The 25,838-nt window shown below is 71.2% G+C and carries 22 protein-coding genes; 6 read left to right on the forward strand and 16 right to left on the reverse strand.

From position 1 onward, the window contains the following. Together HHX35_RS39005 and HHX35_RS39010 are read right to left on the reverse strand one after the other, a co-directional pair. Window positions 1–502, reverse strand: a 502-nt coding sequence (locus HHX35_RS39005; RefSeq protein WP_182903626.1) for an ATP-binding cassette domain-containing protein, incomplete at its 3' end; no start/stop codon positions are given. Between the two features lie 19 nt (window positions 503–521). Next, complete coding sequence (locus HHX35_RS39010; RefSeq protein ID WP_182903627.1) at window positions 522–1,709, reverse strand: ROK family transcriptional regulator; 1,188 nt, start codon at window positions 1,707–1,709, stop codon at window positions 522–524. A 157-nt stretch (window positions 1,710–1,866) separates the two neighbouring features. Between HHX35_RS39010 and HHX35_RS39015 the strand changes: the two genes are divergently transcribed. After that, entirely contained in the window at window positions 1,867–2,610 is a 744-nt protein-coding gene (locus HHX35_RS39015) for a beta-phosphoglucomutase family hydrolase (protein WP_182903628.1), read from the forward strand. After that, window positions 2,607–5,009, forward strand: a complete 2,403-nt coding sequence (locus HHX35_RS39020) for a glycoside hydrolase family 65 protein (protein ID WP_182903629.1) — start codon at window positions 2,607–2,609, stop codon at window positions 5,007–5,009. The genes HHX35_RS39015 and HHX35_RS39020 overlap by 4 nt, the downstream gene beginning before the upstream one ends. A 28-nt stretch (window positions 5,010–5,037) precedes the next feature. Here the strand turns inward: HHX35_RS39020 and HHX35_RS39025 are convergent, their stop codons facing one another. The 12 genes from HHX35_RS39025 to HHX35_RS39080 all read right to left on the reverse strand — a co-directional run bounded on the left by HHX35_RS39025 (window position 5,038) and on the right by HHX35_RS39080 (window position 19,574). Next, the gene (locus HHX35_RS39025; protein WP_182903630.1) at window positions 5,038–5,961 is read right to left on the reverse strand and encodes an SDR family oxidoreductase; all 924 of its coding nucleotides are present in this window, start codon (window positions 5,959–5,961) and stop codon (window positions 5,038–5,040) included. 66 nt (window positions 5,962–6,027) lie between these two features. Further along, window positions 6,028–6,945, reverse strand: a complete 918-nt coding sequence (locus tag HHX35_RS39030) for a GNAT family N-acetyltransferase (protein ID WP_182903631.1) — start codon at window positions 6,943–6,945, stop codon at window positions 6,028–6,030. Then, a complete protein-coding gene (locus tag HHX35_RS39035; protein WP_182903632.1) occupies window positions 6,942–7,919 on the reverse strand; it encodes a hydroxyacid dehydrogenase in 978 nt (325 codons plus the stop codon). The genes HHX35_RS39030 and HHX35_RS39035 overlap by 4 nt, the downstream gene beginning before the upstream one ends. Further along, window positions 7,903–8,895, reverse strand: coding sequence for a dihydrodipicolinate synthase family protein (locus HHX35_RS39040; protein ID WP_182903633.1), 993 nt, complete (start codon window positions 8,893–8,895; stop codon window positions 7,903–7,905). The genes HHX35_RS39035 and HHX35_RS39040 overlap by 17 nt, the downstream gene beginning before the upstream one ends. Next, a complete protein-coding gene (locus tag HHX35_RS39045; protein WP_220506393.1) occupies window positions 8,895–9,917 on the reverse strand; it encodes an NAD(P)-dependent oxidoreductase in 1,023 nt (340 codons plus the stop codon). Before HHX35_RS39045 ends, HHX35_RS39040 begins: the two co-directional genes overlap by 1 nt. After that, window positions 9,918–10,754 carry a carbohydrate ABC transporter permease gene (locus tag HHX35_RS39050; RefSeq protein ID WP_220506394.1) on the reverse strand — a complete coding sequence of 279 codons (837 nt, stop codon included), beginning with the start codon at window positions 10,752–10,754 and terminating at the stop codon, window positions 9,918–9,920. Further along, window positions 10,751–11,647, reverse strand: coding sequence for a carbohydrate ABC transporter permease (locus tag HHX35_RS39055; protein ID WP_182903634.1), 897 nt, complete (start codon window positions 11,645–11,647; stop codon window positions 10,751–10,753). Before HHX35_RS39055 ends, HHX35_RS39050 begins: the two co-directional genes overlap by 4 nt. Window positions 11,648–11,732: 85 nt before the next feature. Further along, on the reverse strand, window positions 11,733–12,965 hold the full coding sequence (locus HHX35_RS39060; protein WP_182903635.1) for a sugar ABC transporter substrate-binding protein: 1,233 nt from the start codon (window positions 12,963–12,965) through the stop codon (window positions 11,733–11,735). A gap of 31 nt (window positions 12,966–12,996) precedes the next feature. Further along, window positions 12,997–14,250 carry a Gfo/Idh/MocA family protein gene (locus HHX35_RS39065; RefSeq protein ID WP_182903636.1) on the reverse strand — a complete coding sequence of 418 codons (1,254 nt, stop codon included), beginning with the start codon at window positions 14,248–14,250 and terminating at the stop codon, window positions 12,997–12,999. A gap of 34 nt (window positions 14,251–14,284) precedes the next feature. Continuing rightward, window positions 14,285–16,393 (reverse strand): hypothetical protein, encoded by a 2,109-nt coding sequence (locus HHX35_RS39070; RefSeq protein ID WP_220506395.1) that lies wholly within the window; start codon window positions 16,391–16,393, stop codon window positions 14,285–14,287. A 23-nt stretch (window positions 16,394–16,416) separates the two neighbouring features. Next, window positions 16,417–18,582, reverse strand: a complete 2,166-nt coding sequence (locus HHX35_RS39075) for a peptidase C14 (RefSeq protein ID WP_182903637.1) — start codon at window positions 18,580–18,582, stop codon at window positions 16,417–16,419. 194 nt (window positions 18,583–18,776) lie between these two features. Then, window positions 18,777–19,574 carry an IclR family transcriptional regulator gene (locus HHX35_RS39080; RefSeq protein ID WP_182903638.1) on the reverse strand — a complete coding sequence of 266 codons (798 nt, stop codon included), beginning with the start codon at window positions 19,572–19,574 and terminating at the stop codon, window positions 18,777–18,779. Between the two features lie 189 nt (window positions 19,575–19,763). Between HHX35_RS39080 and HHX35_RS39085 the strand changes: the two genes are divergently transcribed. The 4 genes from HHX35_RS39085 to HHX35_RS39100 are packed head-to-tail and all read left to right on the forward strand — an operon-like array spanning window position 19,764 to window position 23,996. Then, window positions 19,764–21,122: an aspartate aminotransferase family protein gene (locus tag HHX35_RS39085; RefSeq protein ID WP_182903639.1), complete on the forward strand. Its 1,359-nt coding sequence runs from the start codon at window positions 19,764–19,766 to the stop codon at window positions 21,120–21,122. Then, complete coding sequence (locus HHX35_RS39090; protein WP_182903640.1) at window positions 21,122–22,309, forward strand: mandelate racemase/muconate lactonizing enzyme family protein; 1,188 nt, start codon at window positions 21,122–21,124, stop codon at window positions 22,307–22,309. The genes HHX35_RS39085 and HHX35_RS39090 overlap by 1 nt, the downstream gene beginning before the upstream one ends. Then, window positions 22,306–23,148: an amidohydrolase family protein gene (locus tag HHX35_RS39095; protein WP_182903641.1), complete on the forward strand. Its 843-nt coding sequence runs from the start codon at window positions 22,306–22,308 to the stop codon at window positions 23,146–23,148. Before HHX35_RS39090 ends, HHX35_RS39095 begins: the two co-directional genes overlap by 4 nt. Beyond that, complete coding sequence (locus HHX35_RS39100) at window positions 23,145–23,996, forward strand: SDR family NAD(P)-dependent oxidoreductase (RefSeq protein ID WP_182903642.1); 852 nt, start codon at window positions 23,145–23,147, stop codon at window positions 23,994–23,996. The genes HHX35_RS39095 and HHX35_RS39100 overlap by 4 nt, the downstream gene beginning before the upstream one ends. An 83-nt stretch (window positions 23,997–24,079) precedes the next feature. Here HHX35_RS39100 and HHX35_RS39105 read toward each other — a convergent pair whose 3' ends face one another. Continuing rightward, window positions 24,080–24,913 carry a fumarylacetoacetate hydrolase family protein gene (locus HHX35_RS39105; RefSeq protein WP_182903643.1) on the reverse strand — a complete coding sequence of 278 codons (834 nt, stop codon included), beginning with the start codon at window positions 24,911–24,913 and terminating at the stop codon, window positions 24,080–24,082. A 97-nt stretch (window positions 24,914–25,010) separates the two neighbouring features. After that, entirely contained in the window at window positions 25,011–25,778 is a 768-nt protein-coding gene (locus tag HHX35_RS44955; protein WP_182903644.1) for an IclR family transcriptional regulator, read from the reverse strand. Between the last annotated feature and the right edge of the window lie 60 nt (window positions 25,779–25,838).

Genomic DNA, 25,838 nt, shown 5'->3' on the forward strand with positions numbered 1-25,838 from the left:
TGATGATCAACCGAGCCGAATGCGACAACGCCCGAGCCATGCTCACGATCTGCTTGTGCGCCGGAGACAACCGGCCCACCTCGGTACGAGGCCGGATCTCCCCATGCCCCAACCGCCCCAGCAACTCAGCCGTCGCCCGATCGGCCTCGGCCCGCCGGGAAAACCCGAAACTGGCCATCTCATGGCCCAAGAAGATGTTCTCCGTCACGCTCAACCCGTCGACCAGGTCGAGCTCCTGATAAATAGTGGCGATGCCGTGGCCCATCGCCGCGGTCGGCGGCGCCAGCCGCACCGGCGAACCATCCAGCAACACCTCCCCCTCATCCGGCGCATGAGCACCCGACAAGATCTTGATGAGCGTGGACTTCCCGGCGCCGTTCTGGCCGAGCAGGCAGTGCACCTCGCCGGCCCTGACCTCAAGGTCCACGCCGTCCAGCGCGCGTACGCCGGGGAACTGCTTGACGATCCCCCTCATTTGGAGCAGGGGGTTTTCGTCTCCCATGGGGGTCTCCCAACGATGATCAGTTGGCGGAGTAGACGTGATCGCTGATAAGGCGGGTGGCGCCGATGACACCCGCGGTGTCGCCGAGTTCGGACAGCACGATCGGCAGGTTTCCGGTGGCGAGCGGCAGCGACCTGCGGTAGACGACGCTTCTGATCTCCGCGAGCAGCACGTGGCCGAGCTTGGCCACGCCACCCGCGATGATCACGAGGCCGGGGTTGAAGAAGCTGACCAGGCTCGCCAGCACCTGGCCCACCCGGCGCCCGCCGTCGCGGATCAGCCCGATCGCGCCCGCGTCGCCCTGCGCCGCCGCGGCGGCGACGTCCTCGGCCGTCAGCGTGCCCGCGACCGCGAGCCGCTCGGCCAGGTAGGGCGAGCCGCCCGAGCGGGCCACCGCGACGGCCTCGCGCGCCAGCGCGGCGCCGCCGAAGTACGCCTCCAGACATCCGGAGTTGCCGCAGGAGCAGACCGGCCCGAGGTCGTCCACCCGGATGTGGCCGATGTCGCCGGCGCTGCCGGAGACCCCGCGGTAGATCTTGCTGTCCACCACGATGCCACAGCCGATACCGGTGCCGATCTTGACGAGCAGGAAGTCGTCGACGTGCCGCGCGAGACCGGCGTGCAGCTCCCCGAGGGCCATGATGTTGACGTCGTTGTCGACCACCGTGGGGCAGCACAATGCCTGCCCGACCGTCTCCCTGACCGGGTAGCGGTCCCAGCCCGGCATGATCGGCGGCACCACCGGAACGCCTTCCGCGAAGCTCACCGGCCCGGGGACGCCGATGCCGGCGCCGCTGAGATCGGTGAAAAGCCCGTCCCTGCTCAGCTTGCCGAGCAGTTCGATGGCCCGGTCGAGCACGACGGCGGGCCCCTCTCTGATGTCGCAGGGCTCGCTCAGGTGGCCGAGCACCTCGAGCTCTCCGTCGGTGACCGCGACGTCGATCGAGGTGGCGCCGATGTCGATCCCGGCGAACCGGATGTCACGGGCCAGTCGTACGCGTCCCGAACGCCTGCCGCCTCGCGAGGCGGCCAGTCCGTCGGGCTCGGCGAGGCCCAGCTCGACCAGCCGGTCCAGCTCGACGTTGAGCTTCGACCGTGACAGGTCCACCACGTCGCTGAGTTCGGCGCGGGAACGCCCGCCGTCCCTCAGCAACCGCAGGAGCGCGGCCTGATGGACGTTCTCCGGCCTGATGGTCGTCCTCTTCACGTACGCCTCCGCGTCCCGGTGATTGGCTGGAAACGTACCTCTTTTCTCCTGATCAGGGAAGACCTTTTATCGATGTGATGCAATCTTTCGCTGAAATCAACAAAAGTCACGTCCACTGCGTACGGGGTAGGAGTGCAGGAGGATGGTTGGAGGGCGCATGCTGGGGTTGCCTGATGAGGTGCGCGGCTGCCTGTTCGACATGGACGGGGTGCTCACGCGCACGGCCCGGATCCACGCCGCGGCGTGGAAGGAGATGTTCGACGAATACCTGCGCGACCGGGCGGTCGCCACCGGCACGCCCTTCGCGCCCTTCGACGAGACCGGCGACTACGAGCGGTATGTCGACGGCAGGAAGCGCCTGGACGGCACGCGGGGATTCCTGCGGGCCCGGGGCATCGACCTGCCCGAGGGCAAACCGGACGACCCGCCGGGCATGCCCACCGTCAACGGCCTGAGCAACCGCAAGAACGAGCTGGTCCAGGCGATCCTCGACCGGCAGGGCGTGGAGGTCTTCGAGGGCTCGGTGCGCTACCTGCGCGCCGTCCGCGACGCCGGGCTGCGCCGCGCGGTCGTCTCCAGCAGCGCCAACACCGCGCGCGTGCTCGCCGCGGCCGGGCTTGAGGACATGTTCGACGCGCGGATCGACGGCGAGGTGGCCAGGGATCGCGGCCTGGCCGGCAAGCCCGCCCCCGACATGTTCCTCGCCGCCGCCGAGACGCTCGGGCTCGCGCCGGCCGAGGCCGCGGTGTTCGAGGACGCGCTCGCGGGGGTCGCCGCCGGGCGCGCGGGCGGCTTCGCCGTGGTGGTGGGCGTGGACCGCGGGCATCAGGCCGAAGCCCTGCGGGACAACGGCGCCGACGTTGTGGTGACGGACCTCTCCGAACTGCTGGACGACAAATGATCAAGCATCCCGCCTTCATCGTCGAGCCGTGGTCGGTGCGGGAGTGTCACCTGCACACCGACGTGCTCGCCCAGACCGAGTCGGTGTTCGCGCTGTCCAACGGGCACATCGGGCTGCGCGGCAACCTCGACGAGGGCGAGCCCTACGGGCTGCCGGGCACCTACCTCAACTCCTTCTACGAACTGCGCCCGCTGCCGTACGCCGAGGCGGGCTACGGCTACCCCGAGTCCGGCCAGACGGTCGTCAACGTCACCAACGGCAAGCTGATCCGGCTGCTCGTGGACGACGAGCCGTTCGACGTCCGCTACGGCACGCTGCACTCACACGAGCGGGTCCTCGACCTGCGGGCGGGCACGCTCACCCGGAAGGTCTGCTGGAGTTCTCCGACCGGGGCGCAGGTGCGCGTCACCTCGACCCGGCTCGTGTCGTTCACCCACCGGGCCGTGGCCGCGGTCCGCTACGAGGTGGAGCCGGTGGACCAGCCGCTCAACGTGGTCGTCCAGTCGGAGCTGGTGGCCAACGAGACCGTGCCGCCGCCGACCGCCGATCCCCGCGCCGCCGCCGCGCTGGAGGCGCCGCTGGTGCTGGAGGAGAACGTCGCCGCACGCAACAACGTGTGCGTCCTGGTCCACTCCACCAGGGCCAGCCGGCTGCGGGTCGCGGCGGCGATGCGTCACGAGATCGACGGCCCGGACGGCACCCGCGTCGAGTGCGACGGCGGCGGCAACGTCAGCCGGGTCACGATCGCCACCCGGCTCGTGCCGGGCGAGCGGCTGCGGCTGGACAAGTTCTTCGCCTACGGCTGGTCGGCCAAGCGGTCCCGGCCCGCGATGCACGACCAGGTCGTGGCGGCGCTGGCGGCGGCCCGGCTCACCGGGTGGGACGGCCTGTGCGCCGAGCAGCGTGCCTTCCTCGACGACTTCTGGGCGGGCGCGGACGTCGAGGTCGAGGGCGACGCCGAGGTGCAGCAGGCCGTGCGCTTCGGGCTGTTCCACCTGCTCCAGGCGGGCGCCCGGCTGGAGCGGCGGCCCATCCCCGGCAAGGGGCTGACCGGCTCCGGCTACGACGGGCACGCGTTCTGGGACACCGAGAGCTTCGTGCTGCCGGTGGCCACCTACACCTACCCCCGGGCCGCCGCCGACGCCCTGACGTGGCGCGCCTCGATCCTGCCCCTCGCCCAGGCGCGGGCCGAGCAGCTCGGGCTGGCCGGGGGCGCCTTCCCCTGGCGGACGATCAACGGCGAGGAGTGCTCGGGATACTGGCCGGCGGGCACGGCGGCCTTCCACGTCAACGCCGACATCGCCGCCGCGGTCACGCGGTACGTCGACGCGACGGAGGACACCGACTTCGAGCGGGACATCGGCCTGCCGCTGCTCGTCGCGACCGCCCGGCTGTGGTGCGCGCTCGGCCACCACGACGCCGAGGGCCGCTACCGCATCGACGGCGTGACCGGCCCGGACGAGTACAGCGCCGTCGCGGACAACAACGTCTACACCAACCTCATGGCCCAGCGGAACCTGCGGGCCGCCGCCGCGGTGGCCGTACGCCACCGCGACCGGGCCGAGCGGCTCGGGGTCACGCTGGAGGAGACGGCCGTGTGGCGCGACGCCGCCGCGGCCATGCACCTGCCGTACGACGAGCGGCTGGGGGTCCACGAGCAGAGCGAGGGGTTCACCGGGCACGCGGTCTGGGACTTCGCGGGCACCGAACCCGAGCAGTATCCGCTGCTGCTCCACTTCCCCTATTTCGACCTGTACCGCAAGCAGGTCGTCAAGCAGGCCGACCTCGTGCTGGCCATGCACCTGTGCGGCGAGGCGTTCACGCCCGGGCAGAAGGCGCGCAACTTCGCCTACTACGAGGCGCTGACCGTGCGGGACTCCTCGCTGTCGTCCTGCACCCAGGCCGTGCTCGCCGCCGAGGTGGGGCAGCTCGACCTCGCCTACGCCTATCTCGGCGAGGCCGCACTGATGGACCTGCGCGACCTGGAGCACAACACCCGCGACGGCGTCCACATGGCCTCGCTGGCGGGGGCGTGGATCGCGCTGGTGGCGGGGTTCGGCGGCATGCGGGCACGCGAGGGGCGGATCTGCTTCGCCCCCCGCCTGCCCTCGGGCATCACCCGGCTCACCTTCCGCGTCCGCTACCGGGGCCGCCTCCTGCGGATCGACGTCACCCCGGCAGGCACGACGTACCGGCTCCTGCACGGCCCGCCCCTCACGCTGTCGCACCACGGCGAGGAGGTGGCGCTCGGCGCGCAGCCGCAGGCCCGGCGCAACGCGCCGCCGCCCTTCCCGGACCTGCGGGTCAGGCAGCCGCCCGGCCGCGCGCCCGCGCCCCGGCGGCCGGGGGACCTGTCCCGCGATCTCATCGGCCCGGCCGAGCAGGCCGAGGAGCTCTGACGGCCCGGCCGGGCGCGGCGAGAGGGGGTCAGAGCATCGCCTGCAGGGAGGCGCCCGCCTGCTCGCCCAGCTTCGTCGGGAGATAGGGCTGCTCGGCCATGACGGCCTCCCAGTTGTCGCGGATCGCCTCGATGGTGAGGTCGTCGGTCCGCCAGCCCGGCCCCTCGGCCACGAAGACCCGGGCGATCCGCCCGGCCCCGACCGAGAACACCTCGCCGCTGGTCTCGCAGCTCTCATGGGCCAGGTACGCCACCAGCGGGCTGACCCGCTCGGGGGTGAACCTGCTCTCGAACTCCGCGGGCAGCAGCGTCTCGGTCATCCGCGTCCACGCGACGGGGGCGATCGCGTTGGCCTTGATGTTCGCCCGCGCGCCCTCGATGCCGAGCGTCTTGGTCAGGCCCACCAGGCCCATCTTGGCCGTCGAGTAGTTGGCCTGGCCGAAGTTGCCGAACAGCCCGGCGGGCGAGGAGGTGTTCACGATCCGCCCGTACGCCTGCTCCTTCATGTGCGGGAACGCCGCGCGGCTGACCAGGAACGAGCCGCGCACGTGCACGGCGATCACGGCGTCGAACTCCTCGACCGTCATCTTCCCGAACGAACGGTCGCGCAGGATGCCGGCGTTGTTGACGACGACGTCGACGCGGCCGAACGCGTCGAGCGCCGTCCGCACGATCGCCTCCGCGCCCTCCGGGGTGGCGACGTTGTCGGTGCTGGCCACCGCCTCTCCACCGTCCTTCACGATCAGTTCGGCGACCTCCGCCGCCGGGCCGGAGGACGCGCCGGAGCCGTCGAGGGCACCGCCGAGGTCGTTGACGACGACCTTCGCCCCGCGCCGGCCGAGCAGCAGCGCGTGCGACCGGCCCAGCCCGTGGCCGGCTCCGGTGACGACCGCCACCCTCCCGTCGAACCTCAGCTCGGACCCTCCACCATCGAGACCCTCACCAGCAGGCATTGGCGCCACCCTTCCAGAAAGAGAACAAGGTTCTGGTAGCACTTTAACCTTCTACGGCGGTGGCGGTCAGAAGTAGTCGGCAGTCCAGTGCACGGCGCGCGGGTGCTCGACGACGGCCCTGACCTCGGGTTCCTCCAGCAGCAGCGGCCTGGCCATACCGTTCTGCTCGCCCCGGCGCTCCCACTCCTCGAAAAGGAGGGGCAGGGCGGCGCGGACCGGAGGGTCGAGCGGCGCGCGCAGGCGTCCCGGCCGCACGCCTCGCGCACCGGCCTCGGCGGCCACGGCGCGCAGCAGCGGCGCGGCCGCCCGGTCGGCCGCGAGCGCCACCTCGACCACGTCTCCGGCGTTCCAGTCCACCACCGCGTACGCCATGGGCGTGCCATGCTCGCGGACCAGCAGGATCTCGTGCGGCGGGCCGTACCAGACCGGGACGCGGCCGGTCCAGTCCCGGGCGGAACGCACGGTGGTGAGCGGACGGCCGTCATCGTGCCGGTCGTGCAGCGCGGCGAGCACCGGCCAGTCGCCGAGCCCGGCCGGTCCGACGGTCCAGCCGGGGTCGGCAGGCGCAGCGGCGGCGAAGCGGCCGTCCACGCGCGGCCGGTCGAACACCCGCCAGCCGGAACCGGCGTAGACGCCCGGCGTGCCGGTGAACAGCAGCGACCACGCGCACCCGGCCGCCGTCATCGCGTCGGCCGCCGTCGCGAGCAAGCGCCTGACAAGTCCCCTGCCCCGGGCATCCGGCCTCGTCGCGACGCTGGACAGGCAGCCCACCCGCTGGACCCCGCCGCGGGCGTCGCGCACCTCGCGGGGCAGCCAGTACACCACGGCCAGCAGGCCGGTGGCGTCCGCGGCCACGAACGTGCGGCCGAGGCGCCCCTCGTCCTGCTCGTACAGCGGCACGATGTGAGAGGCGGTGAACGCCCGCGCCCACAGCTTGTAGAGGGACGCCACCTCGTCCGCACGCACGGTCCTGACCTCGGTCACCCCATGCGCTCCAGCATCCGGGATGTCACCTCGTGGCGCAGCGCGAGCCCCGCGCGGTGGCGTCGGATCTCGTCCAGCACGAGCGCGCCCTGGCGCCGCCGCGCCTCGACGGTCCCGGCCGCCTGGTGCGGCGTGAGGAGGACATTCGGCAGGGTCCTGAATCCGTGGTCCGCGGGCAGCGGCTCGGCGTCGAAGACGTCGAGCGCGGCGTCGATCCGGCCGGTGCGCAGCTCCGCCAGGAGCGCCTCCTCGTCCACCAGCCACGATCTGGCCGTGTTCACCAGCCCCGCGCCGTCGGGCATGAGCGCCAGCTCGCGCGCGCCGAGCAGGTGCCTGGTCTCCGGCAGCACCGGCGCGTGCAGGGCCACGATCCTGCTCGTGGCCAGCAGTTCGTCCAGCGGCACAGCGGGCACGCCGGACTCCCCCGCGAAGTAGGGGTCGCTCACCACCGTCTCCGCACCGAGGGCGCGCACCAGCTCCAGGTAGGCCCGGCCGGTGCGGGAGGCGCCGACGACCCCGACCCGGCATCCCAGGATCTCGTGCCGCGGCGGCGCCTGCTCCGCCGTGTGCCAGTCGGCGCCCCCATGCAGCGCGTGGTCGAAACGGTGGATGCGGTGCAGGAGGGACAGGGTGAAGGCGAGTGCCACCTCGGCGACCGGGCGGGCCATCTCCTGCCCCGCCTGGGTCACCCTGATCCCCCGCGCGAACACCTCGCCGGTGACGAAGAACTTGACGCTGGCGCCGATGTGGGCGACCAGCCGCAGGCTCGGCGCGAGATCCAGCAGAGCCGCGTCGAGCACCGGCATTCCCCAGCCCGTGACAAGGATCTCCGTGCCGGGAAGCGCCTCGGCCAGGGCGGCCCGGTCGGCCGGGTCGTCGAGCAGGCGGGCTTCGCCGAGCTCCCGCCCGAACAGCCGGGCGCGCAGGTCCGGCGGCACGCAGACCAGCGTGCGCGAGTCAGGCGAGCCAGGCATCGAGGTGCTCCGCCACGAAGTCGTCGTCCACAAGCCAGGGGTAGGCGGCCGTCACCCGGGTCAGCTCCTCGGCCTGGCCCGGCGACAGGCCCTCGTCCGGGTCCAGGCACCAGACGCCGGCGAGCAGGCCCTGCCGCCTGAGCACCTCGTGCACGCCCGCGATGCACCCGGCGAAGCCGTGCGCGGCGTCGAACACCGCCGCGTTGGCGTCGGTGAGCTGCTGCGCCTTCCGCGCCAGCCCCGCGGGGTCCCGGGACACCTGCTCGACCATCGCCACGGCGGCCCGGGTCCAGACCGCCCACTGACCGAGCAGGCCGCCGCGGAACCGCAGCCCACCGGGCAGCGTGGCGAGCAGGTCGCCGATGATGTGGTCGTCGTTGCCGGTGTAGAGCGCCACCTCCTCACGCCGGTCCGATGCCGCGACGCCGTGTGCGACCTCCAGCGTGCGGTAGCGGTCGAACGGCGCGACCTTGATCGCGACGGTGGACGGCTGGTCGGCGAGCGCCCGCCAGAAGTCCCGGGACAGCTCCGGGCCGCCGATGGCCCGTTGCAGGTAGAACCCGATCACGGGCAGCACCTCGCCCACCGCCCGCGCCCGCTCCAGCAGGTCCGCCTCGGTGGCCCCGGGGACGACCGGCGACAGCAGCACCGCGTCGTACCCGAGGCCCGCCGCGAGCTCCGCCTCCGCGACCGCCTGCGCGAGGGGGCCGCAGGCGCCCGCGACGGTCACGACGTCCCCGGCGCGGCCGCTCGCGGCGACGGTCTCGGCCGCCAGTTCCAGCACCGGGCGCAGCAGCCCGGCCTCCCGGATCTCGAACTGCGTGGTGTGCACGCCCACGGCGATCCCGCCGGCGCCCGCCGCGAGGTAGTAGCGGGTGAGGGCCCGCTGGCGGCGCTCGTCGAGCGTGCGGTCCGCGGTGAGGGCGAGCGGGTGAGCGGGGATGACCGCCCCACCGAGCAGGGGTGCCAGGGACATCAGAACCTCCCGTCGCGCACGGCGAACTTGGTGGGCTTGCCCGACACGGGCAGTCCCCGCTCCAGCCAGTCGGCCTGCCAGTCGATCAGCGTGCCCAGCGGAACGTCCGGGTAGCCGAACAGCGCGTGGCAACGCGTGGCGTCGCTGAGCAGGGCCGTACGCGCCTCGGTGCCGGTGGACTCGACGGCGACGCCGAACCGCTCGGCGAAGCGGGACGCGATCCGCCGGACCGACGCGGTCTCCGGGCCGGTGAGGTTGAGCACGAAGGCGTCGGACGACGCGTGCTCCAGCGAGCGCAGCGCGACCTCGTTCGCGTAGCCCTGCCACACGACGTTGACGTGACCGGTGGTGACGTCCACCGGCGACCCCGACAGCACCGTCTGACCGATGTCGGCGAGCACGCCGTAGCGCAGGTCCACGGCGTAGTTCAGGCGCAGCAGGCTCACCGGGGTGCCGCGCTGCGCCGCGTGCTCGAACACCCGCTCCCGGCCGAGGCAGCTCATCGCGTACTCCCCGACCGGCCCGGCCGGATCGGTCTCGGCGCAGCCGCCGGTCTCCAGGCCGGTGAGCGGGTAGACGTTCCCCGTGGAGAACGCCGCGATCCGCGCGCCGGCGTACCGCTCCGCGACGCGCGCGGGCAGCGCGGCGTTGACCACCCAGGCGAGGTAGGGCGCGGCGGCGGTGCCGAACTTCGCCCCCACCATGAACACCACGTCGCGGGCGTCCGGCAGCGTGCTCAGGTCCGCGTTCTCCATCAGATCGAACGTCACCGTCCGCACGCCGTGGCGCTCCAGGTCGCGGGCAGCGGCGGGGTCGGACCAGCGCGAGACCGCCCACACCGCGTCGCCCGTACGGCCGGCCTCGTCGAGGCCCCGCCGCGCCAGCCGGCACAGCGTGGGGCCCATCTTGCCGCCCGCGCCGAGCACGACCAGGTCGCCCGTGCCCGAGGCCAGAGAGGCGACGAGGGCCGGGGACGGCGTCGTCAACCGGTCTTCCAAGGTGGATTCAGAGTCGAACATCATTTATCCCTTGATTCCAGACATGGTGACGCCCTCGGTGAGGTAGCGCTGGCCCACGAGATAGGCGGCGAAGATCGGGACGAAGGCCACGGTCGCGCCCGCGAGCACGACGTTGAGCGGCACGTTCTGCTCCTGCAGCGACGCGATGCCCACCGTCAGCGTGCGCATGCCGGTGCTCTGCCCGACGATCAGCGGCCAGAGGAAGTCGTTCCAGTGCCACAGGAAGACGAACAGGCCGAGCGTGGCGAGGATCGGCTTGCACAGGGGCAGCACGATCCTGACGAAGATCGTCAACTCCGACGCGCCGTCCAGCCGCGCCGCCTCGAACAGCTCGTCGGGCAGCGCGCCGATGAACTGCCGCATCAGGAAGACCGCCTGCGCGTTGGCGAGGGTCGGCACGATGAGCCCCCAGAAGGTGTCCACGCCGCCCGCGTTGGCGACCAGGACGAACAGCGGGATCAGCGTCACGTGGTAGGGCACCATCACCATCGCGAGGAACGACCAGAACATGGTCTCCTTGCCGGGGAAGCGCTTCTTGGCGAAGGCGTATCCGGCCAGCGAGGCGAGCAGCAGCACGAGCACGACGCTGACCACCGAGTAGATCAGCGTGTTCAGCGTCCACAGCGGCAGGTCGCCGCCGCCGAGCACCCGCTCGTACGCCCCGGTGGCCAGCGGCCAGGGCAGCAGGCTGCCGGGGAACTCGACGGCCGCCACCGGCTTCAGGCTGAGCACGACCATCGCGTAGAACGGGAAGATCGTGACGATCGAGGCGACGCTCAGGAGCACGATCCGTACGATCCGGCCGGCGGGCCCCGGCTCCAGCGCTCGGTATGCGGTCACTTGGCCCTCCCGATGAGCAGCCGCTGGATCAGCGCGACGAACAGAGTGAGCACGAACAGGGCGACGCCGAGGGCGCTGGCGTAGCCGAGGTCGAAGTATTTGAAGCCCTGGTCGTAGAGGTCCATGACCAGGGTGTAGCTGGAGCGTCCCGGGCCGCCGCTCGTCATCACGTAGACGAGGTCGAAGACCTGGAAGGAGTTCGTGGTCTCGATCACGGCCAGGAAGAAGATCGCCGGCCGCAGCTGCGGCAGGACCACGTAGCGGAAGCGCTGCCAGGGCCCCGCGCCGTCACTGAGCGCCGCCTCCTCCAGTTCGCGCGGCACGTCCTGGAGCCGGGCCAGGACGATCAGCATGCCGTACCCGAAGCGGGACCAGACCGACACGATCACCAGGGCGGGGATGACGAGCACCGGCGAGGCCAGCCAGGAGCCGCCGATCAGCTCGCCCAGCGGCCCCGACGAGGAGAACAACCAGGTGAAGATGGTCGCCGCCAGCACGAGGCTGGTGATCACCGGCAGGAAGAAGATCGACCGGAACAGCCGCACGCCGCGGAACGACCGGCGCACGAGCAGCGCCAGGCCCACCGACACGCCGACGGACAACGGCAGGTAGAGCACCGTGTAGAGCACGGTCACCTTGAGCGCCTGCCAGAAGAGCGGATCGTGCAGCATCCGCTGGAAGTTGTCCAGGCCGACGAACGTCGGGCTGTCGCCGACCGTGTACTCGAAGAAGCCGAGTAAGGTCCCCACGACGGCCGGGCCGAACCGGAAGGCCAGGAACAACAGGAAGCACGGCAGGACGAACGCCAGGCCCCAGCGGGCCTCGTACCGGGCGCCCGCCGACCTGCGCCGGGCCGTCACTCGGCGCGGACGCGCCTCCGCGGTGACCGTCACGGGTTTACCTCACAGGTGTCTCGAAACTTGTCGCGCCGCCCGGCCGCTCGGGTCACGGCGGCCGGGCGGGCGTTCCTGGGGCGGCCTACTGGCCGATGAGGGCGTTGGCCGCGGTGGCGGCGTCGGTGAGAGCCTGCTGCGGGCTCTTCTGGCCGATCAGCGCGGCCTGGATCTCCGGCGCGAGCACGCCCATGACGTCGCGCGCCTTGTCGTGCAGCGGCGCGCCCTGCATCAGGTCGAGCGTCTTCTCCATCTCGGCGTTCGGCCCCTCTGTGTAGAGGGCGCCGGTGGACTTCTGCGGGGAGAAGAAGCCCGAGGCCGTGTCGTACGCCTTGGTGACGGCGGCACCGGAGGCGAAGGCCAGCCACTTGCCGGCGGCGTCCTTGGCCTTGGAGCCCTTGAGCATCGACAGCGCGCCGATGGAGCCGTAGCCGACCTGCTTGGCGTCGCTCAGCGGCGGGTAGATCTTGATGTTCTCCGCGCCCCAGAACGACTCGACGTCCGCGGGCACCTGCTGCCAGGTACAAGCCGTCTTGTTCTGCGCCAGGTGCGTCTGCTCGAACGCGGGGATGCCGGTGAGCAGGTCCTTCTCGACGTAGCCCTTGTCGGCCAGCGTCTTGAGGAAGGTCAGCGCCTTGAGCCCCTCGGGGCCGTCGAAGGCCACCTTGGCGCCGTCGGGCGTGAACACGCTGCCGCCCGCCTCCCACAGCAGCGGATAGAACGACTGGTTCAGCGTGGCGCCGGGGTCGGCGTAGTAGTTGGTGACGTCGAAGCCCTTCTCCTTGAGCTTCGGCGCGATCGCGAGCACGTCGTCCCAGGTCTTGGGAGCCTCCACCCCGGCCGCGTCGAGCACCTTCTGGTTGCACATCAGCGGGTTCGCGCCCATCAGGATCGGGGCGCCCATCAGCTTCCCGTCGATGGTGACGGCCTGCTTGACGTTGTCGCGGTAGTCCGCCTTGGCCGTGTCGGACAGGTAGGCGTCGACCGGCTCGATGGCCTTGGCGAACTTCGGGATCTGGTCGGGAATCAGATAGACGAGGTCGGGCCCCTTGCTGCCGGCGATCGCCGTGGTGAGCGACTCCTCGCGCTTCGCCCACGGGTAGATCTCGACCTTGACGTCGATGTTCGGGTTGTCCTTGGTGAACGCGGCGATCTGGCCGTCCCAGAAGGCCTTGTGCTTGGCCTCGTCCGGGATGATCGGATACACCCACATGGTCACGGTCTGCTTGCCGGACGCGGCGTCCGAGCCGGAGCCGCAGGCGGTGGCCGCGGCGGCGAGCGCCGCCACCACGACCGGCGCCAGCATGCGAAGTCGCATGGGAAGGTCCTCTCTCAAGAATCGGGGAAGTTCACTGCTCGGGCACGTCGGCGACGGTGCCGGTGTGCCGGGCCCGCTCGGCGGCGAAGACCGCGAGGTGGGAGGCGAGCGACTCGGCCGGGCCCGACCGGATCAGGGCGTCGTCGCCGGTGGCCACGGCGCGCACGAAAGCGTCCATCACGCCGTCGTCCCCGCCGCCGTGGCCCTCGCCGGCGGTGGCGCCGCCGACGGGGCCGGCCTCGGTGGTCTCGGTCCTTCCGGTGCGGAAGTCCAGGACCGTCACCCGCTCGCCGTCTCCGACGAGCTGCCCGTGGCTGCCGAAGATCCGGGTCTGCCGGTGGGTCTGCTCGGTGAAGGCGGTCATCGTGAACGTCCCGGTGGCGCCGCCCTCGAACTCCAGGGCCAGCACCTGGTGGTCCACGACGTCGTTGTCGCAGGCGTAGACGCACCTGCCGTACGGGCCGGTGCGCAGCGCCTCGGTGACGCCCGCCTCGTCCGTCGCGTCGGTGATCACGCTGACGGGCCAGACGGCCCCGCGCTCCCGCAGCACGGGGTAGTAGAGCTTGGGCGCCGAATAGGGGCACTCGGGCTCGATCGCGCAGTCCAGGCAGCGGTCCGCGGCGCCCGCCGGGCGCTTGTCGGGCCGGAAGTGGCCGAGGTCTCCGAAGCTCGCCACCCGGGCGATCCTGCGCCCGGTCACGTACGCCAGCCAGTCCAGGTCGTGGCAGGACTTGGCGAGCAGCATCGGGCTGGCCAGCTTCTCGCTCCGCCACGGCCCGCGTACGTAGGAGTGGGCCGCGTGCCACCAGCCCACCGGTTCCAGGTGCTGGACGCTCATGATCTCGCCCAGCACACCGGAGCGGACCGCCTCCGTCACCAGGTCGGTGTACGGGGTGTAGCGCAGCACGTGGCAGACGGCGAGCCGGACGCCGGCGCCGGTGACCGCGGAGACGATCCGCCGGCACTCCTCTTCGGTCGGCGCGAGCGGCTTCTCCAGCAGCAGGTCGCGCCCGGCCCCGGCGAACGCGACGGCCGGGTCGACGTGGTCCCTGTCCTGGGTCGCCACGATCACCGCGTCCGCCTCCACGTCCGCGGCCAGCATGTCCTGCCAGGTCGCGTACTCCGCCACCCCGGGGTGCCCGGCCGCGACGAGGCCGCGCCGGTGGGGGTCCGGGTCGGCCACGGCGACGAGCCGCGCGCGGTCCTGGTTCCGCGCCACCCACGAGGCGTAGGTCTGGCCCCGGCTTCCGGCGCCGGCGAGGGCCAATGCGACCCGGCGTTCCATTTGCACTCCTCTGTATGGGTTTGGGAGTAGAAGGTTAGAGAACGAGGTTTCCGGTGGTCTGAACCCGGGGGCCGTCCGGCGGAGCGGTCCGGGAGACGCCCTCCTCCACGCAGGAGGTGTGCTGGAGCAGCGACCCGTCGCCGAAGGCGGCCCCGGCGAGCGTGACCTTCCCGCCCGACAGGCGGGCGCCCACGGCCGAGTACACGTTCTTCCCGGTCTCGACCGCGACGTGGGCGGTGCCCGCGTCGCTCGTCGTGCTCCGGTAGTCGCGCAGCTCCCACTGAACGGTCCCGCCCGCGTCCGCGCGGGACAGCAGGGCCTTCGCGCCGTTCGTCCCCTCGACCACCGCGCCGCCGCCCACGTGGACGCGCTGGTCCTTCTTGCCCGACAACCGGATGCCGGTGCCCGACAGCCGCCCGCCCTGGATCCGTACGAGTGAGGCGGCGACGGGCAGCGGCGCGCCGCCCTCCTTGCCGAGCAGCGTGCTGTCGGCCAGGTGCAGTTCTCCCGTGCCGTTGCAGGCGTTGCCGTCCAGGTTCGACAGCACCGACCGCACGATGTGCACGGGCGAGGTGACCGAAGACTGCACGATCTCCGTACCGGCGGCGATCGTGAAGTCGCAGCCCTCGATGACGTTCGGGCGGGCCGACAGGGCGGACGACTGGGAGATGATCAGCCGGTCGTTCGCGGAGCAGCCGCGCATCTGGACGCCGTCGGCGTTGACCCAGATCATCCCCGAGCCCGCGAGCGACGGCTTCCCGATCACCCGCATGTCCTCCAGCGTCAAGTCGGTGACCTTCACCCGGGCCACGAACCACGAGCAGACGTGCCGGCGTACGGTGATCCGCTTGGCCGCCGAGCCCCACGCCGCGCCGGAGTTGGCGAACGTCATCAGGCCGGAGTTGCCGGTGTAGACGAGGTCGTGCTCGTACTGCCCGTGGGTGACGAACGGCCCCTGGTCGTCCCCGTCGCCGTGGCAGTTCTCCACCAGCCCGTATGCCGAGGCGGTCCAGTCGTTGAGGTGGCGGGCGTTGGAGGTGTGGCAGTCGGCCACGTGGCCGTACAGGCAGTAGATCTGCTGGGTCAGGTAGCCCGCGCCGCCCCAGGTGACGGACGTGGGGTTCTTCAGCGAGCAGGAGCGCGTCTGGAAGTACGTGCACCAGCGGCGCATGACGACCGGCCAGAACGTGCCGGTGGCGTCGATGCCGGACACGTCGCACCAGACGGCGTACTCGTAGGCCACCGGGTGCGACCCGGTGTACTGGTCCGCGCCCGCGCCGGTGAACACCATGTTCCTGACGTGGACCCGCTCGACCGGCTCGATCCGCGTCCAGGTGATCGACCGTCCGGCCTTCAGCGTCCAGCCGTTGAGGTAGTTCACCCGGATGTGGGAGCCGTCCACGATCTGGGTGACCTGCACGAGCTTCTGCAGCTCACGCTCCCACTGCCCGGCGCCCTTGCTCACCTCGGCCGACCACCACTGGCCGACCTGGAACTTCGACGAGTCGCCGACCTCGAAGACGTCCGACAGCTCCGGCATGTCGGCGGTGAGCGGCGCGGTCACCACCGTGTCGGTGACCTTGCCCCGGAAGAGGAGCACGGCCGCGAAGGGGTCGTCGTAACCCGCCTTCTCGATGCCGTCGGTGCGGACGGTGTGGCCGCCGAAGTCGAACTCCAGGTTCGAGCGGGTGAACTTGTGCCGCTTGACGAACAGCAGGTCGGTGTGGGCCTCGATCCGGTGGATGGACGGGTCGTTCACCATCGCGTCCAGCGCGGCGTCCGCCGGCGCGTCGTCGCCGAACACCCCGAACCTACGGAAGTCGCCCACACCGTCGTGGACCTGAAGCCACCGGCCCGCGCCTGAGCCACCGAGGACTGTGCCGCCGTCGACCGCCGCGGTCGCGTCCTCGTCCCAGCGCACCAGCATGCCACCGCCGTCACCGGCCGCCTTGTAGCCCGCGACCCGCACCAGCGTCCCGTCCGGGATCTTCGTGCCGTCCAGCGACAGCAACTCGGCCACCGTCGCCACGCCGTACACCGCGGTCTTCAGCTCCGCCTGCGGGCCGGCGTGAGCCGTACCGGGAACCAGCAGAGCCAGCCCACCGACACCGCCCGCCGTCAGCAGGGCACGACGGGACCTCATGGATGAACTCATTTCGGGACTCCTCAGACGGCCAGGTTGCCGATGGTGATGACTCGGGGCCCCTCCGCCGGGGCCGTACGGGTGACGCCCTCTTCGGCGCAGCCCGTGTGCAGGAGGTGGGAGTCGCCGCCGAAGGCGGCGTCCGCGAAGGTCAGCAGACCGCCCCGGAACCGCGCCCCGACGGCGGAGTAGCGGTTGACGCCGCTCGTGATCGCGACGTGCGCGGTGCCGCCGTCGCCCGTCGAGCTGAGGTAGTCGCCCAGTTCCCACCGCACCGGTGAGCCCTCGGCGCGGGACAGCAGCGCCTTCTCGCTGTTGGTCCCCTCGACCACGGCGCCTCCGCCGATCGAGATCCGCTGCTCGCGGACCGCGGACAGGCGGATGCCGGTGTCGGTCAGCCGCCCGCCGGACACGACGACCTCGGCGGCGCCGATCAGCAGTGGCGCCGCGCCGGCGGTCCCCCTGATCACGGTGTCGGTGAAGTGGACGGGGCCGGACCCGCGCATGACCGCGCCGTTCACCCCGGTGAAGACGCACCGGACGAAGTGAACGGGGTTCGTCACCGGCGTCTGAACGACGACCTGCCCCTCGGGGAGGTCGAAGCTGCAGTCCTCGATGACGTTCGGCCTGCCGGACCGCGCGGATCGCTGCGCGACCGCGAACGTCCTGGCCGAGCAGCCGCGCATCTGCACGCCGTCGGCGTTGACCGTCAGCGTGCCGCCGGGGTCGAAGGTGGAGCGCGGGACGACCTTGACGTCCTCCAGCGTCAGATCGGTGATCTTGGTGTTGGCCGTGAACCAGGAGCAGACGTGCCGGCGTACGGTGATCCGCTTCGCGCTGATCCCCCACTGCGCGCCCGAGTTGGCGATGTCCATCAGGCCGGAGTTGCCGGTGAACACCAGGTCGTGCTCGTACTGCCCGTGGGTGGTGAACGGGTTGCCGCCCGCGTCGTCGCCGTCCCCGTGGCAGTTCTCCACCACGCAGTAGGCCGACGCGGTCAGGTCGTTGAGGTGGCGGGCGTTGGAGGTGTGGCAGTCGGCCACGTGGCCGTACAGGCAGTAGATCTGCTGGGTGAGGTAGCCCGCACCGCCGTAGAAGACCGTTGGGGGGTTCTTCAGCGTGCAACTCTCGGTCCGGAAGTAGGTGCACCAGCGGCGCATGACGACCGGCCACCAGGTGAGGGTGGCGTCGATGCCCGAGACGTCGCACCAGGCGGCGTACTCGTAGGCCACCGGGTGCGAACCGGTGTACTCCCGGTCGTCGGGCAGTTCCCCGTTTTTCGGCCCGTCGTACGGCGGGGCGCCGACGAACACCATGTTCCTGACGTGGACCCGCTCGACCGGATTCACCCTGGTCCAGGTGATGACGCGGCCCTTGTCAAGGTCCCAGCCGTTCTGGTAGTTCACCCGGACGCGGGAGCCGTCCACGATCTGGGTGACCTGCACCATCTTCTGCAGTTCCCGCTCGTCGCGGCCGGCGAGGTTGTTCACCACCGCCGTCCACCACTGGCCGACCTTGAACTTCGCGGAGTCGCCGACCTCGAAGACGTCGGCCAGGTCGGGCATCGGGGCGGTCAGCGTGTGCTCGACGACCGTGTCGGTGACCTCCCCGCGGAAGAACATCACGGCGCCGAAGGGGTTGTCGTGCGTGTTCTTCTCGATGCCGTCGGTGCGGACGGTGTGGCCGCCGAAGTCGAACTCCAGGTTCGAGCGGGTGAACTTGTGCCGCTTGACGAACAGCAGGTCGGTGTGGGCCTCGATCCGGTGGATGGACGGGTCGTTCACCATCGTGTCCAGCGCGGCGTCCGCCGGCGCGTCGTCGCCGAACACCCCGAACCTACGGAAGTCGCCCACACCGTCGTGGACCTGAAGCCACCGGCCCGCGCCTGAGCCACCGAGGACTGTGCCGCCGTCGACCGCCGCGGTCGAGTCCTCGTCCCAGCGCACCAGCATGCCGCCGCCGTCACCGGCCGCCTTGTAGCCCGCGACCCGCACCAGCGTCCCGTCCGGGATCTTCGTGCCGTCCAGCGACAGCAACTCGGCCACCGTCGCCACGCCGTACACCGCGGTCTTCAGCTCCGCCTGCGGGCCGGCGTGAGCCGTACCGGGAACCAGCAGAGCCAGCCCACCGACACCGCCCGCCGTCAGCAGGGCACGACGGGCCAGGGGAGATTTCTGGGGATCGTTCAACAGATGCCTCAACCTTCGGCCGTACGGCGAGACGCGGCACGGCAGGGGGTGAATGAAGGCCGGGCGGACACGCGTGAGGCGTGCAGGCGGCGGTACTGCTGGCCGAAACCGTCCGCGGTCAGGGGCTGTGACGTCGCGGGGGCCAGTTGTTCGCCCGATGTGGCGCAAACCTTAAGCAGGTTTCGGTCGGCAAATCAAGGCCGATAGCCGAGTTCCCACGAAATCCGCCGCGCCGCGTCCCGCACCTGCCGCCCCAGCTCCTGGTAGCGCCACGTGGGCAGAGCCGGTTTCAGGCCGGTGATGCTGATGGCCCCGGCGCACGCGCCGGAATGGTCGCGCAGGGCGCTGCCGACGCAGAACACCCCCTCCGCGTCCTCCTCGTCGTCGAGCGCGTAGCCCGTCTCGCGGATGTCGCGCAGGTGCGCCAGCAGCCGATCGAGCTCGGTGATCGTGTGTGCCGTGCGGCGGGGCAGCCCGACCCTCTCGATCAGGGCCGCGACCTGCCGATCCTCCATCTCGGCGAGCAGCGCCTTGCCGAGGCCGGTGCAGTGGGGCAGCTCACGCACGCCCATCCGGAGGTCCACCTGGATGCGCTCGCCGTTGCTTACCTGGTCGATCACCACGGCCTGGTCGCTCTCCGGGACGGCGAGCCGCGAGTTCATGCCCGTCGACCGGGTCAGCTCCACCAGAATGGGACGGGCGACGTCCCGCAACGACAGCTGGTCGCGCGCCCTGTCACCGAGCCGGGCGAGCGCCATCCCGAGGCGGTAGCGCCGGTTCATGCCCTCGCCGTCGTCGGCGGCCAGGCCGAACCGCTGGAGTGTGTAAAGCGTGGCGAAGGCCGAGCTCTTCGACAGGCCGCACGCCGCCGCCACCTCGGTCACGCTCAGTCCCTCCCCCGGAGGACCGCCGGCCAGGGCTTCGAGGACCTCGGCCGCCCTGGCGACACTGCGGATCCAGTAGCGGGAGTTCTCCACCTCACTGTTCGTCATAGCCGAACACTGTAGCGCATTTTTCACTACATCCCCCTTGGATGCCATTGACCTGGCAAAGACGCCTCCCTAAGATGCCGCTAACTGTTCGGGTACGCCGAATAGTGTTCGTAACAATCGATCTGCGGCGGAAACATTCGCGTCACACCGGAACGGGGCTGGTCCCGGTGCGGCGGCCAAGGAGACCATGTGAATCAGCAACCGGCCCCGTCCACCTCCCTGCCCGAGCGGGCCCGCCGGGTCATCCCCGGCGGGGTCAACAGCGGACAGCGGAACGTTCCGGGACTCGCCGACCTGGTGATCGCCCGGGCCCAGGGCGCCACGTTCTGGGACGCGGACGGGCGGCAGTACACCGACTACCACGCGGCCTTCGGCCCGCCCCTGCTCGGCCACAACGACCCGGACGTGGCCGCGGCCGTGGCGGAGGCGGGACGGACCCTGGACCTGTGCGGCGTCGGCGTCACCGAGGGTGAGATCGAACTGGCCGAGACGCTCGCGGAGCTGGTCCCCAGCATGGAGCGGGTGCTCCTGACCAGCACCGGCTCGGAGGCGACCTTCCACGCCCTGCGGGTCGCGCGGGCCGCCACCGGACGCCGGCTGGTGGTGAAGTTCCAGGGCTGCTACCACGGCTGGCACGACGCCGTGAGCATGAACGTGATCTCGACGCCCGACCGTGTCGGGCGCAGGGACCCGATCTCCACCGGCATCCTGCCCGAGGTCCTCGACGCCACACTCGTCCTGCGGTTCAACGACCCCGAGGGCGTGCGCGCCGCGTTCGCCGGCCACGGCGAGGACATCGCCGCCGTGATCGTCGAACCCGTGCCGCACAACGTCGGCTGCCTGCTCCCCGACGCGGAGTTCCTGCGCACACTGCGGGAGGAGTGCACCCGGCACGGCAGCGTGCTGGTCTTCGACGAGGTGATCACGGGCGTACGGCACGGCCTCGGCGGCTGGCAGGAGATCGCCGGTGTGACCCCCGACCTGACCACGATGGGCAAGGCCATCGCGAACGGCTATCCGGTCGGCGCGCTCGGAGGCCGCGCCGACCTCATGGACCTGTTCAGCTCGCGCCCCGGCGCCCCCGTCTTCTTCGCGGGCACCTACAACGGCCACCCGGCGGTGGTCGCGGCGGCGCTCGCCACCCTGCGCAAGCTGCGCGAGGAGCCGGTGCACGAGCACGTGTTCCGGCTGGGCGACCGGGTGCGCGCCGAGCTTCCCCCGGTGCTCGCCTCTCTCGGTGTGCCCGCCGTCGTCACCGGGTACGGCTCGGTGTTCGTCACCTACTTCATGGACCGGCCGCCGAAGACGTACGACGACCTCCTCGCCAACGACACCGCCATGTTCGTCGGATACCGTCGCCGCATGGTCGACCAGGGCGTCTTCGAGCTGCCGCTCAACCTCAAGCGCAGCCACCTGTCGTACGCGCACACCGACGCGGACGTGGACCGGCTGATCGAGGTCACCGAGGCGGCCGTCCGCGCCCAGCTCTCCGACGGCGATGCGCCCGGCGACCTGAGCGCCGCCTCCACCATGGGAGGAACCCGCTGATGCTGACCGTGAACACCACCCGTCCGGCGGGCCCCGCCGGACGGATCAGCCGTGTCGAGACCCTCACCCTGGGCACTGCCTGGCGTGACTTCAGCTACGTACGGATCCACACGGACGAGGGCCTGTCGGGCGTCGGCGAGATCACCCATCCCTACCGGGCGCGGGAGACCTGCCTGCTGACCGAGGCGATGGCGCAGCGGCACCTGCTGGGCGCCGACCCCTTCGATGTGGAGGAGATCTGGCTCCGGCTCTATCAGGGCGACTTCCTGCGCGGCGGAGACGTCGGCGGCATCGTGGTGTCGGGCGTGGACCAGGCGCTGCACGACCTGATGGGCAAGGCGCTCGGCGTGCCCGCCTACCGGCTCACCGGCGGTGCCTGCCGCGACCGGGTCAGGGTCTACGCCAACGGGTGGTACACCGGCGACCGCGAGCCCGGCGCGTTCGCCCAGCGCGCCAAGGAGACGGTGGCCAGAGGCTACACCGCGCTGAAGTTCGACCCCTTCGGCGCCGGCCTCGGCGAGCTGTCCCGCACCGAGCTTCGGCTCTCGCTCGACATCGTCGCCGCCGTGCGTGAGGCGGCCGGCCCGGACGTGGACCTGTTCGTCGAGGGGCACGCCCGCTTCGCCTTCCACACCGCCGCCCGGCTGGTGCGGGAGCTGGAGCCGTACGACATCGGCTGGTTCGAGGAGCCGCTGCCGTGGACCCACATCGAGCGGTACGCCGAGCTGCGTCAGCGGGCGGCCCTCCCGATCTCGGGCGGGGAGCACTTCCACAACCGGTACGAGTACGCGCGGCTGTTCGCCACGAACGCGGTGGACATCATCCAGCCGGACCTGTCGATGGCGGGCGGGTTCACCGAGGTGCGCAAGCTCGCCGCGCTGGCCGACCTGCACTCGATGACCGTGGCGCCGCACAACTCGAACTCGCCGCTGTGCACGACCGCGTCGGTGCACGCCGTGCTCGGCATGCCCAACTTCACGATCCTGGAGACCTTCGACGGCCTGCTGGAGCCGTACGTCTTCGAGGCGGTTCGCGGCGCCCTGCCCATCGAAGCCGGATATGTCGGGATACCTGATAAGCCGGGACTGGGAATCGAGCTGGCCGACGAGGTCTTCGAGGAGCACCCACCGAGCCACCGGTTCTGGAACATGTTCGCCGAAGGCTGGGAGAAGCGGAACCGCACATGATCGTGGACGTCCACTCACACCTGTTCACCTGCCCGGACGATGTCGGGGATCCCTTCTCCGCCGAGTCGGCCCGCGCGCACGGGGGTCACGTCGACCTCACCGTGCGCTGGGCCGACTACGCGGCCTCCGCCCCCGAAGGCACCCGGACGATCGTGGTGGGAGGCAAGGCGCGCAGGTCGGGCCTGTGGGTGGACGACGCGGACGTGGCGGATTACGCGGCCGCGCACCCCGACAGGCTGATCGGCTACCTGTCGCTCGATCCCACCCAGCCCGGCTGGCGGGACGAGCTGGTGCGCGGCCACCAGGACCTGGGCCTGCGCGGGATCAAGCTCATGCCGATGTACGCGGGGTTCGACCCCGCCGCCCCGGAGTACGACGACCTGTTCGCCTACGCCGAGCGGCACGGCCTGCCCCTGCTGGTGCACACCGGCACGACGTTCGTCTCGGCAGCGCCGCTGAAGTGGGCTCTTCCCGTCCATCTGGACGAGGTCGCGATTCGCCACCCGGAGCTGCGCATGGTCCTGGCGCATCTCGGCCACCCGTTCGAGGGCGAATGCATCGCGGTGATCCGCAAGCACCGGCACGTCTACGCCGACGTCTCCGCGCTCCACTACCGCCCGTTCCAGCTCTGGCACAGCCTCAGGCTCGTGCAGGACTACGGGGTGTGGCACAAGCTGCTGTTCGGCAGCGACTACCCGTTCACCACGGTCGACGCGTCGATCGACGGCCTGCGGGCGGTCGGAGCCGTGGCGGGCATCCCCGGCCTGCCGCCGCTCGACCGCGACGAGATCGAGAAGCTGATCCACCGCGACGCCCTTCCGCTGCTGGGGCTGACATGAGCGAGCGAATCAGGCAAGTACAGTGCGGGCGGTTCGACCTCACCGGACGGGTGGCCGTCGTCACCGGCGCCGCGCGTGGTCTCGGCCAGGCGTTCGCCGCAGGTCTCGCCGAGGCCGGCGCGGACGTCGTGGCGATCGACAGGCCTGGTGGGCCGCCGCTGGACGAGACCGTCCGGCTGGTCGAGGCGTACGGCAGGGCCTGCAGCCCGGTCGAGTTCGACCTCGCCGACACCGCGGGTCTCGGCGGCCTCGCCGACCGCCTCTGGGCCGAGCGCCCGGTGGACATCCTGGTCAACAACGCCGGGATCGCCAGGCTTGAGCACTTCAACGAGATCACGGTCGAGGGCTGGCGCGAGATCATGGCGGTCAACGTCGACGCTGTCTTCTTCCTCTCCCAGCGGATCGCCGAGCACATGATCGCTGAGGGAATGCCAGGCAGGATCGTGAACGTCTCGTCGAAGAACGGCCTGATGGCCGAGGCCGGGCTGGCCCACTACAACGCGTCCAAGGGCGCGGTCGAGCTGATCACCAGGTCGCTCGCGGCGGAGCTCGGCCCGCACGGCATCACCGTCAACGCGATCGCGCCCGGAATGATCGCCACGCCGATCGACGACGCGTTCCCTCTGGAGCACGAGGCGTTCGAGGCGGCCTGGGCCGAGCGTATCCCCCTCAGGGGCGGGTACGGCAGGCCCGACGACGTCACCGGCGCCGTCGTCTACCTCGCGTCCGACGCCGCCCGGTACGTCACCGGGACCACCCTCGTGGTCGACGGCGGCGTGCTTGCCGACCAGATGCCACGCCACCGGTTCATGCCGCCGTACCGCTCCCGCGTGGGGCGGCCCGAGTGAATTGGAGGGCGCCCGGTAACGCGGAGGGCGCCTCGGCGGCGGGAAGGGCGCGGAGCACCGGAAAGGGCTCCGCGCCCTTCCCGTCACTCCCGGCCGGTCACGGGGTTGCGCAGGGTCCCGATGCCCTCGACGCCCACCTCGACGACGTCACCGGGCCGCAGAGAACGCCGCGGCTCCATGAACTCGCCGCACCCCCACGGCGTGCCGGTCAGCACCACGTCACCGGGCTCCAGCGTGAACGAGCGGGAGCAGAAGGAAAGGAGTTCTGCCACCCCGAAGAGCATCTGCGACGTGCTGGAATCCTGCACCGTCTCGCCGTTGACGACGGTCCACAGCCGCAGCGCCTGGGGATCGGAGATCTCGTCGGGCGTGACGACGACCGGGCCGAGCGGACAGAACGTGTCGAGGCTCTTGCCTCGCACCCACTGGCCGTCGCCGAACTGGAGGTCCCGCGCCGACACGTCGTTCGCGACGGTGTACCCGGCGACACCGGCCAGGGCCTCCTCCGGGCTCGCGTCGCGCAGCGGTGCTCCGATGACGGCGGTGAGCTCGACCTCCCAGTCGACGCGGGAGGTCAGTGCGGCGTCGACGACGATCGCGTCCTCCGGGCCGATCACGCTGGAGGGGAATTTCGCGAAGACGAGCGGCCGCTCCGGCTTGTCCATCCCGGCCTCGCGGATGTGGTCCAGGTAGTTGAGCCCGATGGCGACGATCTTGCCGGGCCGCAGAGGCGCCGTGGGCACGGCCTCCGGGATCTCGGCGGTCGCCGCGCCGGCCAGGCGGCGGACCTCCCCCGCCCCTCTCGCCAGGACGTCCCGGAGGGTCACGCCGGCCGGCACGTCGAGCGCCAGCCACGCGCCGTCGCGCTCCACCGCCGCGGCCTCGCCACCCGCCGTCCGGACAGTCCCGAGCCTCATGATTCCTCATTCCGTATGACAGAACGCTATTCCACGATGCGGTTATGAGATCATTATCGCGGGGGATTTGTCAAGATATCTCCGCAGATGAGGGGAGTTATGCGGTTCGTCCGTACTCCGCGGCGAGCCGGCGGATCGTCTCGCCAAGCTCCCTCGCCCGGGACGCAGGCAGGCGTTCCTTGAGCACCGTCACGCTCACCGCGGCCAGCGGGACGTCCCTCCCCATGAACACGGGAGCGGACACGCACCGCACGCCGGGCTCGTTCTCCTCCAGGTCCAGCGCGTAGCCCCGCCGCCTGATCTCCGCCATCTGGGCGGCCAGCCCCGCCGGGTCCGTCACCGTGGCCCGGGTCGGCGCACGCAGCGGCCCGTGCCGGACGGCCCAGGACGTGATCGCCTCGTCCGTCGGGTACGTCCAGGCCAGCAGCGCCTTGCCGACCCCGGTGCAGTGGGCTCCGTTGCGCCCGCCCACGACGGAGGTCATGGTGATGGACCGGGGTGCCTCGATCTTGTCCAGGTAGACGACGTCGGCGCCGTCCAGCACGGCCATGTGCACCGTCTCGCCGGTCGTCTCACGCAGCCGCGTGAGGAGCGGGTGGACCAGCCCGCGCACGTCCATGTTCTCGTGGAAGCGGAACGCCGTGGCCAGCAGTTCGGTGCCGACGAAGTAGGGCCCACCCGGCTCATACTGGGCGGCGAATCCCCGATGCCTGAGGGCTCCGAGGATGCGGTGCAGAGAGCTCTTGGGAAGCCCCACCTTGGCGGCGAGCTCGTCCAGCGTCACACCCCGCCCGTGCTCGCTGATCTCCCGCAGGACCTGCAGGGCCCGGTCGATGCTCGCCACCGGCGAGCGCTCCTCGCTCACGACACCGTCCTTCCGATTCTGCCTGCCAGAATAACGGCCCGCTCAGCGGGAAGCCGGGGA

Source organism: Microbispora sp. H10830, assembly GCF_014161375.1.
Taxonomy (GTDB): Bacteria; Actinomycetota; Actinomycetes; order Streptosporangiales; family Streptosporangiaceae; genus Microbispora; species Microbispora catharanthi.

Coding starts and splice junctions, on each gene's coding strand:
- HHX35_RS39015 (WP_182903628.1), top strand. CDS start 1,867: ATGCTGGGGTTGCCTGATGAGGTGCGCGGCTGCCTGTTCGACATGGAC.
- HHX35_RS39020 (WP_182903629.1), top strand. CDS start 2,607: ATGATCAAGCATCCCGCCTTCATCGTCGAGCCGTGGTCGGTGCGGGAG.
- HHX35_RS39025 (WP_182903630.1), bottom strand. CDS start 5,961: ATGCCTGCTGGTGAGGGTCTCGATGGTGGAGGGTCCGAGCTGAGGTTC.
- HHX35_RS39035 (WP_182903632.1), bottom strand. CDS start 7,919: ATGCCTGGCTCGCCTGACTCGCGCACGCTGGTCTGCGTGCCGCCGGAC.
- HHX35_RS39040 (WP_182903633.1), bottom strand. CDS start 8,895: ATGTCCCTGGCACCCCTGCTCGGTGGGGCGGTCATCCCCGCTCACCCG.
- HHX35_RS39045 (WP_220506393.1), bottom strand. CDS start 9,917: ATGATGTTCGACTCTGAATCCACCTTGGAAGACCGGTTGACGACGCCG.
- HHX35_RS39060 (WP_182903635.1), bottom strand. CDS start 12,965: ATGCGACTTCGCATGCTGGCGCCGGTCGTGGTGGCGGCGCTCGCCGCC.
- HHX35_RS39065 (WP_182903636.1), bottom strand. CDS start 14,250: ATGGAACGCCGGGTCGCATTGGCCCTCGCCGGCGCCGGAAGCCGGGGC.
- HHX35_RS39070 (WP_220506395.1), bottom strand. CDS start 16,393: ATGAGGTCCCGTCGTGCCCTGCTGACGGCGGGCGGTGTCGGTGGGCTG.
- HHX35_RS39080 (WP_182903638.1), bottom strand. CDS start 19,574: ATGACGAACAGTGAGGTGGAGAACTCCCGCTACTGGATCCGCAGTGTC.
- HHX35_RS39090 (WP_182903640.1), top strand. CDS start 21,122: ATGCTGACCGTGAACACCACCCGTCCGGCGGGCCCCGCCGGACGGATC.
- HHX35_RS39095 (WP_182903641.1), top strand. CDS start 22,306: ATGATCGTGGACGTCCACTCACACCTGTTCACCTGCCCGGACGATGTC.
- HHX35_RS39100 (WP_182903642.1), top strand. CDS start 23,145: ATGAGCGAGCGAATCAGGCAAGTACAGTGCGGGCGGTTCGACCTCACC.
- HHX35_RS39105 (WP_182903643.1), bottom strand. CDS start 24,913: ATGAGGCTCGGGACTGTCCGGACGGCGGGTGGCGAGGCCGCGGCGGTG.